Below are 13,370 nucleotides of genomic sequence, written 5' to 3' on the forward strand. Positions count from 1 at the left end.
ACCAGGTCGGCGAACTCACCCGACGCGTGCGAGAACTCGAGGCCGCCCTCGCCGCCGAGCCGGACGAGGCGCTGACCGCCCGCCTCCGCCGCGACCAGCGCTACTGGAGCCTCCGCCGCGCCACCGCCCGGCTGACCCAGCCCGACCCGGCCGACCCGGCGGTCCAGTTCGGCAGCCGCGTCACCTACCGCAGCGAGGACGGCGCCGAGCGCAGCATCGTCATCACCGGCGAGGACGAGGCCGACCCGCCGGCCGGCCGCATCCCCTGGCCCGCCCCGGTCGCCCGCGCCCTCCTCGGCGCGACCACCGGCCAGACCGTCACCCTCACCCTGCGCGGCGCGCCGGTCGAGCTCGAGGTCCTCGCCGTCGACATCCCCGCCGACGAGCCCTGAGCGCAAGCGCAACCGGCGAAGAAAAGGCATCCCCCTCCCCAACCGTCCCGCCCGGGGCCCCTGGCCCCGGGCAGCGCCCGCCCCGCCCCCAGGCGGGCGCTTCTCGCCCGCCGGGTCGGGCGCCGCCCTCAACTCTCTGGAGCGACGGATCAGGCCCGCCGCGCCCCGATCTGCCCGAGATCGAGCAGCGCCAGCACCTTCGCCTCGATGTCGCCCGCGTTCATCGCCGCGACCGCATACATCTTCTCGGGCGAATCCTGCTGGATGAAGCTGTCCGGCAGCACCATCGAGCGGAAGCGGAAGCCCCGGTCGAACACCCCCTCCTCGGCGAGGAGCTGCGCCACATGGCTGCCGAACCCGCCGACCGACCCTTCCTCGATGGTGACGAGCGCCTCGTGCCGCGCCGCGAGATCGAGGATCAGCGCGCGGTCGAGCGGCTTGGCGAAGCGCGCGTCCGCCACCGTCGGCCGGATGCCGCGCGCCCCGAGCGACTCGGCCGCCTTCAGGCACTCGGCGAGCCGCGCCCCGAAGGAAAGGATCGCAACCCGCTGGCCTTCCCGGACGATCCGCCCCCGCCCGATCTCGAGCGGCACCCCCCGCTCGGGCAGCTCCACGCCGACGCCCTCGCCGCGCGGAAAGCGGAAGGCGCTCGGCCGGTCGTCGATCGCCGCCGCCGTCGCCACCATGTGCACGAGCTCCGCCTCGTCGGCCGCGGCCATCACCACGAAGTCCGGCAGGCAGGCGAGAAAGGCGACGTCGAACGCCCCGGCATGCGTCGGCCCGTCCGCGCCGACCAGCCCCGCCCGGTCGATCGCGAAGCGCACCGGCAGCCGCTGGATCGCCACGTCGTGCACCACCTGGTCGTAGCCGCGCTGCAGGAAGGTCGAGTAGATGGCGCAGAAGGGCTTCATCCCCGCCGCCGCCATGCCGGCGCAGAAGGTCACCGCATGCTGCTCGGCGATCCCGACGTCGAAGCAGCGCCGCGGAAACCGCTCGGCGAAGAGGTTCAGCCCGGTCCCGTCCGGCATCGCCGCCGTCACCGCCACGATCCGCTCGTCCCGCTCCGCCTCGCGGATGAGGGATTGCGCGAAGACCTTGGTGTAGGATGGCGCGTTCGAAGGCTTCTTCTCCTGCGCCCCCGTCACCACGTCGAACCGGGCGACCCCGTGGTACTTGTCCTCCGACGCCTCCGCCGGCGCATACCCCTTGCCCTTCCGGGTCAGCGCATGGATCAGCACCGGCCCGTCCGCCCGCGCCTTCACCGTGCGCAGGATCGCGACCAGCTGGCTCATGTCGTGCCCGTCGATCGGCCCGACGTAGGAGAAGCCCAGCTCCTCGAACAGCGTCCCGCCGATCGCCAGCCCCTTGACCAGCTCGTGCGCCCGCCGCGCGCCCTCGCGGAACGGCCCCGGCAGCAGGCTCACCGCCCCCTTCGCCGCCGCCCGCAGGTCCTGGAACGGCTCCCCGGCATAGAGCCGCGACAGATAGCGCGACATCGCCCCCACGGGGGGCGCGATCGACATCTCGTTGTCGTTCAGGATCACGAACAGCCGCTTGTCGAGATGCCCGGCATTGTTCATCGCCTCGTAGGCCATGCCCGCCGACATCGCCCCGTCGCCGATCACCGCGACGACGTCGCCGACGTCCGGCGCGCCCAGATCGCGCGCCACCGCGAACCCCAGCCCGGCCGAGATCGAGGTCGAGGAATGCGCCGCCCCGAACGGGTCGTAGACGCTCTCCGCCCGCCGGGTGAACCCCGACAGCCCCCCGCCCGCCCGCAGCGTGCGGATGCGCTCGCGCCGCCCGGTCAGGATCTTGTGCGGATAGCACTGGTGGCCAACGTCCCAGATCAGCTTGTCGGTCGGGGTGTTGAAGACGGCATGGATCGCCACCGTCAGCTCCACCACCCCGAGCCCGGCGCCGAGGTGCCCGCCGGTCACGCTCACCGCCGAGATCGTCTCGGCGCGCAGCTCGTCGGCCACCTGCCGCAGGTCCGCCACCGACAGGCCGCGCAGATCCGCCGGCAGATGGATGCGGTCGAGCATCGGCGTCCGCGGTCGCCCGTCGCTCATCGTCCCCTCCCGAGCACGAAGCGCGCCGCCGCGCGCAGGTTCGCCGCCGCCGAGCCGTAGGCGGCGAGGCTCTCCTCCGCCGCCTCGACCAGCTCGCGCGCCCGCCGCTCCGCCGCCTCCGCGCCCATCAGCGCGACGAAGGTCGCCTTGCCGCGCCCCTCGTCCTTCCTCAGCCGCTTGCCCGCCGCCTCCGCGTCGCCCCCGACGTCGAGCAGGTCGTCGGCGATCTGGAACGCCAGCCCGAAGGCCTGGGCATAATGCCGCAGCGGCTCGGGATCCTGCCGCCCGAGGATCGCCCCCGATTCCGCCGCCCAGACGAAGAGCGCCCCGGTCTTCAGCGCCTGCAGCTCGGTGACGGCGGCGAGATCGAGCGGCGCCGGCGCCGTCTCGGCGGCGATGTCGATCGCCTGCCCGCCCACCATGCCGAGCGCGCCGGCCGCCTGCGCCAGCCGCAGCATCAGCCGCACCTGCAGCCGCGGCTCGATCCCGCCCTGCGGCGCCGCCAGCACCTCGAAGGCCAGCGCCTGCAGCGCGTCCCCGACCAGCACCGCCGTCGCCTCGTCCCACTTCACGTGCACCGTCGGCTGCCCGCGGCGCAGGTCGTCGTCGTCCATGCAGGGCAGGTCGTCGTGCACCAGGCTGTAGGCGTGGATGCACTCGACCGCCGCCGCGGTCCGGAGCGCCTGCCCCGGCGGCACGCGGAACATCGCCGCCGCCTCGACCGCCAGGAAGGCCCGGAGCCGCTTGCCCCCCGCCACCGCATGGCGCATCGCCGCGCCGAGCGTCGTGTCGCCGGGCGGCAGCAGGCCGTCCAGCGCCGCCTCGACGCGGGTCGCGTGCTGGCTCAGCACGGCGTGGAACTGGAGAAGGCCGGCGTCCATGCGGCTCAGGGGATCTCGACCGGCCGCGTCCTCACGCTGCCGTCGGGGGCCTGGGCGATCTCCGCCACCCGCGCCTCCGCCGCCTTCAGCCGCTCCTCGCAATGCGCGCGCAGCGCGGCGCCGCGGGCGTAGAGATCGATCGACTCCTCGAGCGCCACCTGCCCGCCTTCCAGCCGCGCCACCACCTCCTCGAGCTCGGCCAGCGCCGCCTCGAAGCTCATCTCCGCCACCGGCGGCGCGCCCGCCTCAGCCATATGCCCGCTCCATCAGCACCTTCACATGCGCCGCCGCCGACGCCGCGAGCGCGCTCAGATCATATCCTCCCTCGAGAGTCGAGACGATCCTGCCCCCGCACATCCGGTTCGCCAGCTCGCAGAGCCGCTCCGTCACCCAGGCGAAATCCGCCTCGACGAGCTGCAGGTTCGCCAGCGGGTCGCGCGCATGCGCATCGAACCCGGCCGAGATCAGGATCATCTCCGGCGCATGCGCCTCGATCGCCGGCAGCACGCGGCCGAGCAGGCCCGCCCGGAACGCCCCGCCGCCCGCCCCCGCCGGCAGCGGCACGTTGACGATCTGCCCGAAGGCGCCGGTCTCGTCGCGCGCGCCCGTCCCGGGATAGAGCGGCATCTGGTGGGTCGAGGCGAAGCAGATGCGCGCATCGTCCCAGACCAGGTCCTGCGTCCCGTTGCCGTGGTGCACGTCGAAGTCGACGATCGCCACCCGCTCGAGCCCGTGCGCCTCGAGCGCATGCCGCGCCCCGATCACCACGTTGCCGAAGAAGCAGAAGCCCATCGCCGTCGCCGTCTCGGCATGATGCCCGGGCGGGCGCACTGCGCAGAAGGCGTTCCTGACCTCCCCCGCCATCACCATGTCGACCGCCCGCACCACCGCCCCCGCCGCCCGCCGCGCCGCGGTCAGCGTGCCCGGGCAGAGGAAGGTGTCGCCGTCGATCGTCGCGAAGCCGCGCGCCGGCGCCACCGCCTCGAGCCGCGCGAGATGCTTGGCCGGATGCGCCCTGAGGATCGCCGCATCCTCGGCCAGCGGCGCCTCCACCCGCACCAGGTTGGCGAAAGGCTCCGCCTCCAGCGCGCCGAGGATCGCCTGCAGCCGCGCCACCTGCTCGGGATGCCCGGGCGGGTTGACGTGGCCGAGGCAGTCCGAATGCGTGATCAGAGCCGTCGTCATCGCTCACCCGCCCCCCTGCCAGGCCCGCACCGCCTCGAGCGGCCAGACGAGCATCAGCACGTTCAGCACCAGCCCGTCGCGGATCAGGACCGTCGTCAGCACCTCGAACCCCACCGCGATCGTGACCGTCAGCCACACCGGCAGCCAGGCCGCCAGCAGGAACCCGATCACCATGGTCAGGATGTCCGCGACCGAGTTCAGCACGCTGTCGCCGTAATAGTCGAGCGAGATCGTCACCGCCCGGTAGCGGTCGATGATGACGGGGCTGTTCTCCAGCACCTCCCAGGCCACCTCGACCACGACCGCCGCCAGGAGCCGCCACCCGAGCGGCGCCTTCGGCGCCACGAGCCAGGCCAGCCAGTAGAAGACGAAGCCGTGGATCAGGTGCGAGGGGGTGTACCAGTCCGAGAGGTGCTGCGAGTTCCCCGGACTCATCACCTCCCCTTCCCAGAGCTTCACATAGCCGCAGGTGCAGATCGGCACCCGCCCCATGGCGAGCAGCACGCCCGCCGCGGCGAGGACCACCCCCGCCGCCAGCCAGTAGGGCAACGCCCGCTTCGCCCGCATGCCCGCGCCTCTTCCCGAAAAGGTCCCCCACTATCCGCCTTCCCGCCCCCCGCGCAACCGCCGCGCTCCACCCTCACTCCACCCTCTCGGCCCATTGACTGTTGCCCGCACCCGGCCAAGATGCACCCGACCCGGAGGTGCCGCCCGATGAAGCTCGCAACCCTGCGCGACCGCGCGCGCGACGGCCGGCTCGTCGTGGTCTCCCGCGACCTCACCCTCTGCTCCGACGTGCGCCACCTCGCGCCGACGCTGCAGGCCGCCCTCGACGCGTGGGACGAGGTCGCCCCCGCCCTCGCCCTCGTCGCCCGCGGCGTCGCGACCGGCGGCCAGCCGGTCGGCCGCTTCCACGAGCGCGACGCCCTCTCGCCCCTCCCCCGCGCCTACCAGCGCGCCGACCCTGACGGCCGCCACGGCGCCCGCCACTTCGCCCCGCCGCGCGCGCCGGCCACGGGCCCCGCCACCGTCGCCCTCGCCGCCCTGACCGGCGACCTGCCGCCGCCGGCGCCCCCATCCGCCTCCTCCTCCTGGCGAGCCGCACCGCGGAGGCGACTGCCCTCTCCCCCGCCGCCGTCACCCCCGACGAGATCGGCCCCGGCCCCCTCGCCCTCGAGATCGCCGGCGCCACCGCCGCCGAGATCACGGCACCGCCCGACCTCGCCGCCGCCGTCGCCCTCGCCGCCCGCGACCGCCCGCTCGTCGCCGGCTGCCTCGTCATGGGCCCGCCCCTCCTCGAGCTCGACGGCCCCCGGCGCATCGAGCTCCGCGACCCGGCCGGCACCACCCTCTTCGGCGCCATCGACCAGACCCCGGAGGGCTGAGCGGGGGGATGACCAACCGCCTCCTCGCGCATTTCTCCGCCATGGCCCGCAACAACGCCTGGGCCAACGACCGCCTCCTCGCCGCCTGCGCGCGCCTCGACGCCGCCGCCTTCGCCGCCCCGCGCACCGGCTTCTTCCCCTCGCTGCGCCTGACGCTCAACCACCTGCACGCCGTCGACCTCTACTACCTCGACGCCCTGGAGGAGACCGGCCGCGGCCTCGCCGCCTTCGACCCCGAGCCCGACTTCGCCCTGCCGGCCGAGCTCCGCGCCGCCCAGGCCGCCGCCGACCGCCGCCTCACCGCCTTCTGCGACCGCCTGCGCCCGGCCGACCTCGACCGCCGCGTCCCCACCGACCGCGGCGACGAGGGGCTGGTCCCGGAGCGGATCGAGGCCCTCCTCGCCCACCTCTTCCAGCACCAGATCCACCACCGCGGCCAGGCCCACGCCATGCTCGCCGGCACCCCGGTCCCGCCACCCCAGCTCGACGAATTCTTCCTCGACTACGACCGGCGCCGAGCGGCCGGATTCCTAACGCCAGGTTAAAGCGAAAAAATTATCGTTCTATATCAATCACTTCATCTATGTTTCGCGCGCGAAATCAGCGCGAGCCCAGCGGCCGACGCGAGCGCACGGCCAGCCAGATGAGCGCGCCGCCGGCGGCGGCGAGCAGCGGCGCCATCGCCAGGTTCACCGCCGCCCAGCCCGCCACCGCGTCCCCGCCCGAGCAGTTCATCAGCCCGCCCGAGGCGAGCGAGGCCAGCGCGACCAGCCCGAAGACCGCGAAGTCGTTCATCCCCTGCACCCGCCCGCGCTCCTCCGGGGCGTGCGCCGCCGCCAGCATCGCCGTCGCGCCGATGAAGCCGAAGTTCCACCCGAGCCCGAGCAGCACCATCGCCAGGGTGAAATGCCCGAAGCTCACCCCGTCGAGCCCGACCAGCCCCGCCGCCGCCATGACGACGAGCCCCGCCGCGATCACCCGCTCCGCCCCGAAGCGGCCGATCAGCGCCCCGGTGAAGAAGGCCGGCGCGAACATCGCCAGCACATGCGCCGACACCACGTCCGCCGCCTGCGCCGTGCCGAAGCCGCAGCCCACCATGGCCAGCGGCGTCGAGGTCATCACGAGGTTCATCAGCGAATAGCTCACCATGCCGCAGATCATCGCCACCGCGATCCGCGGCGTCCGCACGAGCTCCCAGCGCGAGCGCGCCACCGGCGCATCCGCCGCCGGCGGCCTCGGCCGCGGGCTGTCGAGCAGCGCGAAGAGCCAGACCCCGGCCACGTTCAGCGCCGCCGCCGCCACGAAGGCCCCGGCGAAGGGCACCGGCGCCAGCGCGTCGGCCGTCAGCCGCACCAGCTGCGGCCCCACCACCGCCGAGGCGAGCCCCGCCCCCATGACATAGGAGATCGCCTTCGGCCGGAACCCCTCCTCCACCCCGTCGGTGGCGGCGAAGCGGTAGAAACCCTGCGCCGACATGTAGAGCCCGATGAGGAGCGACCCCAGCAGGAAGAGCCCGAACGACCCGCGGACGAGCGCATAGGCGCAGACGAGCGACCCCACCCCGCCCCCCGCCGCCCCGATCACGAACCCGAGCGACCGCCCGCGCCGCTGCATGAGGTCGGACAGGAACGGCGCCGACAGCATGCTCCCGGTGATGAGCAGCGTGATCGGCAGCGTCGCGAGGCACTTGTTGGGCGCCAGCATCTGCCCGGCCAGCCCGCCGAGGATGAAGGTCACCGGCAGCTGCGAGCCGAGCACCACCTGCGCCGCGACCAGCACCCAGACGTTGCGGCGGGCGCGCTCGGGCGCGATCTCGGGGCTGGCGGCACTCATGGCCTCCCGCTTCTACCGTCGCCCGCCGCCGCGTGCTAGAGCCGCCGGCATGGGCAGCAGCGTGGTCGGCCGCATCATCGAGACCCCGGACGACGTCGCCGAGGGCGCCGCGCACCTCGCCGCCCGCGAGCCGCGCTTCGCCGCCGCCCTCGCCCTCACCGGCCCCCTGCCGCTCCGCCGCCAGGCGGACGGCTTCGGGCCGCTCTTCTCCGCCATCGTCAGCCAGCAGGTCTCGACCGCCGCCGCCACCGCCATCTGGAGCCGCCTCGCCGCCATCGGCGCCACCGACCCCGCCGGCCTCCTCGCCGCCTCCGACGAGGCGCTGCGCGCCGCCGGCCTCTCCCGCCCGAAGATCGCCTACGGCCGCGCCCTCGCGGCCAGCGGCCTCGACTTCCCCGCCCTCCGCACCCTTCCCGACGAGGCCGTCGTCGCCGCCCTGACCCGCCTCAAGGGCGTCGGCATCTGGACCGCCGAGGTCTACGCCATGTTCTCCCTCGGCCGCGCCGACGTCTTCGCCCCCGGCGACCTCGCGCTCCGGGACGCCGCCCACCGCCTCTTCGCCCTCGAATCCCGCCCCAGCGAGCGGGCGCTGCGCGAGATGAGCCTCGCCTGGTCCCCCTGGCGCGCCGTGGCCGCCCGCCTCCTCTGGGCCTACTACCGTGCGGTGCGCGGGCGAGAGGGCATCCGCTGACGCAGGCGTCCCGCGAAACCGCCGTTCCCGGCACGCGCCCCGTGCATGAAGCGGGCGCCCAACAAACCCGCATTACCCCTTGGAATCAAAGCCGCCCCCGCATCGAGGTTGCACCCCTCCCCCGCATTGCCTATTGCTGGCCGACCGGACCGAGCGCGAGGGGAAGCGATGACCAGACTGACGGGCCCCGAGCGCCCCGCCGCCTCCGGCACCGCCGACAGCGCGGTCGTCTTCCTGCACGGCTACGGCGCCGACGGCAACGACCTCCTCGGCCTCGCCGACCCGCTCGCCCCGCACCTGCCGAACACCCGCTTCCTCGCCCCGAACGCGCCGGAACGCTGCGCCAACAACCCCTTCGGATTCCAGTGGTTCCCGATCCCCTGGCTCGACGGCAGCTCCGAGGCCGAGTCCCGCGCCGCCGCCGCCCGCTCCTTCGCCCTCCTCGACGCCTGGCTCGACGATCTGGCGCGGACCATGCCGCCCGCCCGCACCATCCTCTTCGGCTTCAGCCAGGGCACGATGATGGCGCTGCACGTCGGCCTGCGCCGGCCGACCCCCTTCGCCGGCATCGTCGGCTTCTCCGGCCGCCTCCTCGACCCCGAGGTCCCGCCCGGCACCCACCCCCCGGTCCTCCTCGTCCACGGCGACCAGGACCCGATGGTCCCCGTCGCCAGCCTCGCCGAAGCCGAGGCGGCGCTCATCGCCGCCGGCGTCGCCACCAGCACCCACGTCTCCCCTGGCGTCGGCCACGGGATAGCCCCCGACGGGCTCGGCCTCGCCCTCGGCTTCATCCGCCAGCACCTCGGCCTCGCCCGCTGACCGCCGCCCGCGTCACGAAACAGTGTCCCCGGTCGGCAGGTCTCGGCGCAGTCCGGCGGAAATGTCTCTATCTAGACGCTTGCCAGACATTGTGGGCGACATGTAGTTTAGCGCTGGCGGCGCCCCAACGATCGGACCCCGATCGAATCTCAAGCGAACCTCACGGCGCAGCCTTGCGATGGAGGGTCGATGCTGCAAAGCACCCACATGCCGAGCTTCGTGAGGCACTCCGGCAGCCTGCGCGATCATCCGGCCCTGGTGCTGAACGCCGACTTCCGCCCCCTCTCCTACCTCCCGCTCTCGCTCTGGCCCTGGCAGGAGGCCGTCAAGGCAGCGGTCCTCGAGCGCGTGCTGGTGGTCGCCGAATACGACGAGGTCGTCCACTCGCCGTCGGTCGAGTTCCGCATCCCCTCGGTCGTCGTGCTCAAGGACTACGTGAAGCCGGCGCGAAACGCCGCCTTCACCCGCTTCAACCTCTTCCTGCGCGACGAGTTCACCTGCCAGTACTGCGGCAACCGCGAGCACCTGACCTTCGACCATGTCGTGCCCCGCTCGCGCGGCGGCCGGACGACCTGGGAGAACGTCGTCGCCTCCTGCGGCCCCTGCAACCTCCGCAAGGGGTCGAAGACGCTGAAGCAGGCCGGCATGAGCCTCCGCCACCGCCCGGCGCGGCCGAGCCCGGAGCAGCTGCAGAACCTCGGGCGCAAGTTCCCGCCCAACCACCTGCACGGCAGCTGGATGGACTATCTCTACTGGGACGCCGAGCTCGAGGCGTAGGCGCGCCACCAGAGCCAGGCGAGCCCGAGCGACAGGATCGCGTTCCACCCCGCCATCGAGATCCCGAACAGGCTCCAGGCGACCTGGTCGCAGAGCACGACCGGCGTGGCGAGGATCTGGTCGAGCAGCTCGCCCGGCGCCACGTTCCCCGGCGTGGGCGCGGTGCAGGTCGTCGGCCCCTGCCACCAGGCCCGCTCCACCCCGACGTGATAGAGCCCGATCCCGGCCCCGACGAGCATCACGCACCCGGCGAGGAAGGCGAGCCCCCGCCGCGGCCAGGCGAGGACGATGAGCCCGAGCGCCACCGCGATCCCGTGCGGCCAGCGCTGCAGGATGCAGAGGTGGCAGGGCGCGAGCCCGCCGAGATACTGGAAGGCGAGCGCCCCGAGAAGGAGCGTGAGCGAGCCGACCATCGGCCCGAGCACGCGCAGCTGAAGCTCGTTCATCGCACCATCCCCACAGCCAGGAATCCGCCGACCAGCGCCGCCACCGTCACCGTGAAGACCAGCGTCAGCCGCTTGTCGATGAAATCGCGGATCGGCTCGCCGAAGCGCCAGAGCAGCGCCGCGATCAGGAAGAAGCGGATGCCGCGCGAGATCACCGAGGCGACGGTGAAGGTCGCGAGGTCGAAATGGAAGGCCCCGCTCGCGATCGTGACCAGCTTGTAGGGGATGGGCGTCGCCCCCTTGATGACGATGAGCCAGGCGCCCCACTGGTCGTAGAGATGCTGCAGCGACAGATACTGCTCCGTCACGCCGTAGAGGCGCAGCAGCGGCTCGCCGATGGTGTCGAAGGCGTAGTAGCCGATGGCATAGCCGAGAAAGCCCCCGAGCACCGAGGAGACGGTCGCGACCAGCGCATAGAACCAGGCGCGCCGCGGGTCGGCGATGATCATCGGCACCAGCAGCGCGTCGGGCGGGATCGGGAAGAAGGAGCTCTCGACGAAGCTGACGACCGCGAGCGCCCAGACGGCGTGGCGCGAGGAGGCGAGCGACAGGGTCCACTCGTAAATCTGCCGTAGCACTTTGCTAAGACCTTCGCGCCATGGTCCGCCCAAGCACCACGGGACCGCCCTCGCGTCAAGATCCGCGGGGCCGCAAGGAGAATCGATGAACGTGAAACGCGAAGGCGGTGCGTTCGGCCGGGTCCGCCTCGCCCCCCTGGCGCTCGCGGTCGTCGCGGCATCGGGGCTCGCCCTCCTCGGCACCTGGACCTGGGGGCGGCTGCATCCGCGGGCGATGGAGGCGGCCGGGCCGCCGGCCGCCGCCGGCCGGACCGACGCGACCGCCCGCCGCACCGAGGTCGCCTTCGCCGATGCCCAGGCGGTCTGGGAACGCGCGATCGCCGACGGCTCGGGACGGCGCTACGCGCCGGCGCGGCTCGTCTTCTTCAGCCGGGCGACGGAGACGCCCTGCGCCGGCGGCGGCGCGGTCTCCGGGCCCTTCTATTGCGCCGAGACCGGCACGGCCGCCTTCGACCTCGCCTTCCTCGCCACCCTCGGCCAGCGGCTCGGACGCAACGAGGAGCTCGGCCTCGCGCTCGTCGCCGCCCGGATCTCGGCCGAGCACCTCCAGCGCGAGCTCGGCATGCTCGACGCCGCGGCGCTGCGCCTCGTCGGCGCCGGGCGCGGCCGGCGCGCGGCGATCGGCGAGGCGCTGGAGCTGCAGGGCGACTGCCTCACCGGCGTCTGGGCCGCCGCCGCCGCCAGGCGCCTCGGCCCGGTGCCGGCCGATTTCTGGAGCCAGCTCGTCTGGTCCTGGCGCAACGTCGTCGACGACCTCGGCGCCCGCGGCATCCGCGTGCCGCCCGAATTCGACGTCCTCGCCCGCGCCAGCCAGGACAGCCGGCAGCAGGCGTTCCGCCAAGGCTACGCCGGGCGCGGCCTCGCCGCCTGCCCACCGCCGGCCGAGATCGTGGCGCGCAGCTGACCGCCGCTCAGGGCCGCGCTCAGGGCCGGTCGCGGTCGAGCGGCTCGAGCGCGCCGCGCCGCGGCGTGCCGTCCGGCTGCACCGGCAGCGCCATGGTGAGGCAGCTGCCGGCCGGCACCAGGATCCAGGCGTCGCCCTGATAGTCGACGGTGCTCGTGCCGGGCGCGCTCTCCGCGCCGATCCCGTCGTTCTCGCCGGCGAGCGCCACCCCGTAGCACCGTTCCTGCTCCTGCGCCGCCGCCAGCGTCGCCGTCATGCCCGCCGCCAGCACCAGCGCCGCGATCCGCACCGGTTCGATCATCCCGCCGCCTCCTCCGAAGGCCTCGCAGCGGAATCTGCGGGCTGCCGCCGCGGCGGACAAGGCCGGCGCGGGGCCCGCACCGCCGAGCGCGGCAATTCGGCCACACCGCCCCGCGCGCCTCCGGGCCGGCATGCGTCGCCACCGCGACGCTCCCGCTGCACCTGGCGGCTTCCCTTTCGCCGCCCCCGGCCCTAGGCTCGCCGCACGCCAGCAAGGACCCGCACGTCATGGCCGACCGCCCCCCGCGCCTCGCCGTCCTGATCGACGCCGACAATACCTCGCCCAAGGTCGCCGACGGCCTCTTCGACGAGGTGGCCAAGATCGGCGAGGCCAGCCTCCGCCGCATCTACGGCGACTTCTCCAAGGGCCAGCAGGCCGGCTGGGAGAAGGTCCTCGCCCGCCATGCCATCCTGCCCTTCCAGCAGTTCGCCTACACCACCGGCAAGAACTCGACCGACATCACCCTCGTCATCGACGCGATGGATCTGCTCCACTCCGGCCGCTTCGACGGCTTCTGCCTCGTCTCCTCCGACAGCGACTTCACCCGCCTCGCCGCCCGCATCCGCGAGCAGGGCGTCGACGTCTACGGCATCGGCCAGCAGAAGACCCCGGAGGCCTTCCGCCAGGCCTGCACCCGCTTCATCTTCACCGAGAACTTCGCCGGCGAGGCCGACGGCTCCGAGCAGCCGAAGGCCGCGCTCCGCCCGATGTCGGCGGCGGTCACGCTGATCGGCAAGGCGCTCGAGCAGATGGAGGAGGACCCCGAGGGCTGGTTCCCCCTCGGCACGGTCGGCCAGCGGATGCAGAACCTCTCGCCCGAGTTCGACACCCGCACCTTCGGCCACGGCAAGCTCAGCGACCTCGTCGAGGCCACCGGCCGCTTCGAGATCAACCGCGACGGCCCGCACGTCCGCCTGCGCCCCAAGCCCGGCCGCCGCCGCAAGCGCTGAAGCGCGCCAGCCGTTAACCTTCGTTGCGGAATGGTTGACGACCGGAATATTTTCCCGCGAATACAACGGCATAGCATTTGTCGCACGCGTGCGACACCCGTGCTACCGCCCCCAGTCCGCGCTCCGCATCTCGTGCAGCCGCGACGCCGTCCGCTC

General features: G+C 73.4%; 16 protein-coding genes and 1 pseudogene. 8 read left to right on the top strand and 9 right to left on the bottom strand.

What is annotated here, in order from left to right; all coding sequences use genetic code 11:
* Positions 1-392: GreA/GreB family elongation factor (locus Q0112_RS01985; protein ID WP_297970689.1), on the top strand; the 392-nt coding region annotated here is incomplete at its 5' end.
* Positions 393-541: 149 nt separating this feature from the next.
* Here Q0112_RS01985 and dxs read toward each other — a convergent pair.
* Genes dxs through Q0112_RS02010 form a run of 5 tightly spaced genes read right to left on the bottom strand, consistent with a single transcriptional unit; the run spans position 542 to position 5,097 of the window.
* The gene (gene dxs / locus Q0112_RS01990) at positions 542-2,464 is read right to left on the bottom strand and encodes a 1-deoxy-D-xylulose-5-phosphate synthase (protein WP_297970692.1); all 1,923 of its coding nucleotides are present in this window, start codon (positions 2,462-2,464) and stop codon (positions 542-544) included.
* Positions 2,461-3,345, bottom strand: a complete 885-nt coding sequence (locus Q0112_RS01995; RefSeq protein WP_297970694.1) for a polyprenyl synthetase family protein — start codon at positions 3,343-3,345, stop codon at positions 2,461-2,463. The genes dxs and Q0112_RS01995 overlap by 4 nt, the downstream gene beginning before the upstream one ends.
* A gap of 5 nt (positions 3,346-3,350) precedes the next feature.
* Positions 3,351-3,599, bottom strand: coding sequence for an exodeoxyribonuclease VII small subunit (locus Q0112_RS02000; RefSeq protein ID WP_297970697.1), 249 nt, complete (start codon positions 3,597-3,599; stop codon positions 3,351-3,353).
* Positions 3,592-4,530, bottom strand: coding sequence for a histone deacetylase family protein (locus tag Q0112_RS02005; RefSeq protein WP_297970700.1), 939 nt, complete (start codon positions 4,528-4,530; stop codon positions 3,592-3,594). The genes Q0112_RS02000 and Q0112_RS02005 overlap by 8 nt, the downstream gene beginning before the upstream one ends.
* A gap of 3 nt (positions 4,531-4,533) precedes the next feature.
* Entirely contained in the window at positions 4,534-5,097 is a 564-nt protein-coding gene (locus Q0112_RS02010; protein ID WP_297970701.1) for a DUF2585 domain-containing protein, read from the bottom strand.
* 147 nt (positions 5,098-5,244) lie between these two features.
* Here Q0112_RS02010 and Q0112_RS02015 point away from each other — a divergent pair.
* Positions 5,245-5,463: pseudogene (locus Q0112_RS02015) on the top strand (2-keto-4-pentenoate hydratase); the annotation flags it as partial.
* Between the two features lie 460 nt (positions 5,464-5,923).
* Positions 5,924-6,460, top strand: a complete 537-nt coding sequence (locus tag Q0112_RS02020; protein WP_297970704.1) for a DinB family protein — start codon at positions 5,924-5,926, stop codon at positions 6,458-6,460.
* A gap of 55 nt (positions 6,461-6,515) precedes the next feature.
* On the opposite strand, the gene Q0112_RS02025 is transcribed toward Q0112_RS02020, so the two are convergent.
* Positions 6,516-7,748, bottom strand: coding sequence for an MFS transporter (locus tag Q0112_RS02025; RefSeq protein WP_297970706.1), 1,233 nt, complete (start codon positions 7,746-7,748; stop codon positions 6,516-6,518).
* A 49-nt stretch (positions 7,749-7,797) separates the two neighbouring features.
* Here Q0112_RS02025 and Q0112_RS02030 point away from each other — a divergent pair, with 49 nt between their 5' ends.
* The 3 genes from Q0112_RS02030 to Q0112_RS02040 all read left to right on the top strand — a co-directional run bounded on the left by Q0112_RS02030 (position 7,798) and on the right by Q0112_RS02040 (position 10,035).
* Complete coding sequence (locus tag Q0112_RS02030) at positions 7,798-8,439, top strand: DNA-3-methyladenine glycosylase 2 family protein (protein WP_297970708.1); 642 nt, start codon at positions 7,798-7,800, stop codon at positions 8,437-8,439.
* Positions 8,440-8,607: 168 nt separating this feature from the next.
* The gene (locus Q0112_RS02035; RefSeq protein ID WP_297970711.1) at positions 8,608-9,258 is read left to right on the top strand and encodes an alpha/beta fold hydrolase; all 651 of its coding nucleotides are present in this window, start codon (positions 8,608-8,610) and stop codon (positions 9,256-9,258) included.
* Between the two features lie 189 nt (positions 9,259-9,447).
* Positions 9,448-10,035, top strand: coding sequence for an HNH endonuclease (locus Q0112_RS02040; RefSeq protein ID WP_297970713.1), 588 nt, complete (start codon positions 9,448-9,450; stop codon positions 10,033-10,035).
* Here Q0112_RS02040 and Q0112_RS02045 read toward each other — a convergent pair.
* Positions 10,008-10,481: a disulfide bond formation protein B gene (locus tag Q0112_RS02045; protein ID WP_297970716.1), complete on the bottom strand. Its 474-nt coding sequence runs from the start codon at positions 10,479-10,481 to the stop codon at positions 10,008-10,010. The two genes, Q0112_RS02040 and Q0112_RS02045, sit on opposite strands and share 28 nt — an antisense overlap.
* Positions 10,478-11,059, bottom strand: a complete 582-nt coding sequence (locus Q0112_RS02050) for a YqaA family protein (RefSeq protein WP_297970720.1) — start codon at positions 11,057-11,059, stop codon at positions 10,478-10,480. The genes Q0112_RS02045 and Q0112_RS02050 overlap by 4 nt, the downstream gene beginning before the upstream one ends.
* 85 nt (positions 11,060-11,144) lie before the next feature.
* Between Q0112_RS02050 and Q0112_RS02055 the strand changes: the two genes are divergently transcribed.
* A complete protein-coding gene (locus tag Q0112_RS02055; protein WP_297970722.1) occupies positions 11,145-11,963 on the top strand; it encodes a neutral zinc metallopeptidase in 819 nt (272 codons plus the stop codon).
* Positions 11,964-11,982: 19 nt separating this feature from the next.
* Here Q0112_RS02055 and Q0112_RS02060 read toward each other — a convergent pair whose 3' ends face one another.
* Positions 11,983-12,264 carry a DUF2282 domain-containing protein gene (locus Q0112_RS02060; RefSeq protein ID WP_297970726.1) on the bottom strand — a complete coding sequence of 94 codons (282 nt, stop codon included), beginning with the start codon at positions 12,262-12,264 and terminating at the stop codon, positions 11,983-11,985.
* 227 nt (positions 12,265-12,491) lie between these two features.
* Here Q0112_RS02060 and Q0112_RS02065 point away from each other — a divergent pair, with 227 nt between their 5' ends.
* A complete protein-coding gene (locus Q0112_RS02065; protein WP_297970728.1) occupies positions 12,492-13,214 on the top strand; it encodes an NYN domain-containing protein in 723 nt (240 codons plus the stop codon).
* The last annotated feature ends 156 nt before the right edge of the window (positions 13,215-13,370 follow it).

Source organism: uncultured Amaricoccus sp. (assembly GCF_937858865.1).
Classification (GTDB): domain Bacteria; phylum Pseudomonadota; class Alphaproteobacteria; order Rhodobacterales; family Rhodobacteraceae; genus Amaricoccus.

Bases quoted from the DNA above. Each gene is read 5' to 3' on its own strand.
- dxs (WP_297970692.1), bottom strand. From the start codon at position 2,464: ATGAGCGACGGGCGACCGCGGACGCCGATGCTCGACCGCATCCATCTG.
- Q0112_RS01995 (WP_297970694.1), bottom strand. From the start codon at position 3,345: ATGGACGCCGGCCTTCTCCAGTTCCACGCCGTGCTGAGCCAGCACGCG.
- Q0112_RS02000 (WP_297970697.1), bottom strand. From the start codon at position 3,599: ATGGCTGAGGCGGGCGCGCCGCCGGTGGCGGAGATGAGCTTCGAGGCG.
- Q0112_RS02005 (WP_297970700.1), bottom strand. From the start codon at position 4,530: ATGACGACGGCTCTGATCACGCATTCGGACTGCCTCGGCCACGTCAAC.
- Q0112_RS02010 (WP_297970701.1), bottom strand. From the start codon at position 5,097: ATGCGGGCGAAGCGGGCGTTGCCCTACTGGCTGGCGGCGGGGGTGGTC.
- Q0112_RS02020 (WP_297970704.1), top strand. From the start codon at position 5,924: ATGACCAACCGCCTCCTCGCGCATTTCTCCGCCATGGCCCGCAACAAC.
- Q0112_RS02025 (WP_297970706.1), bottom strand. From the start codon at position 7,748: ATGAGTGCCGCCAGCCCCGAGATCGCGCCCGAGCGCGCCCGCCGCAAC.
- Q0112_RS02030 (WP_297970708.1), top strand. From the start codon at position 7,798: ATGGGCAGCAGCGTGGTCGGCCGCATCATCGAGACCCCGGACGACGTC.
- Q0112_RS02035 (WP_297970711.1), top strand. From the start codon at position 8,608: ATGACCAGACTGACGGGCCCCGAGCGCCCCGCCGCCTCCGGCACCGCC.
- Q0112_RS02040 (WP_297970713.1), top strand. From the start codon at position 9,448: ATGCTGCAAAGCACCCACATGCCGAGCTTCGTGAGGCACTCCGGCAGC.
- Q0112_RS02045 (WP_297970716.1), bottom strand. From the start codon at position 10,481: ATGAACGAGCTTCAGCTGCGCGTGCTCGGGCCGATGGTCGGCTCGCTC.
- Q0112_RS02055 (WP_297970722.1), top strand. From the start codon at position 11,145: ATGAACGTGAAACGCGAAGGCGGTGCGTTCGGCCGGGTCCGCCTCGCC.
- Q0112_RS02060 (WP_297970726.1), bottom strand. From the start codon at position 12,264: ATGATCGAACCGGTGCGGATCGCGGCGCTGGTGCTGGCGGCGGGCATG.
- Q0112_RS02065 (WP_297970728.1), top strand. From the start codon at position 12,492: ATGGCCGACCGCCCCCCGCGCCTCGCCGTCCTGATCGACGCCGACAAT.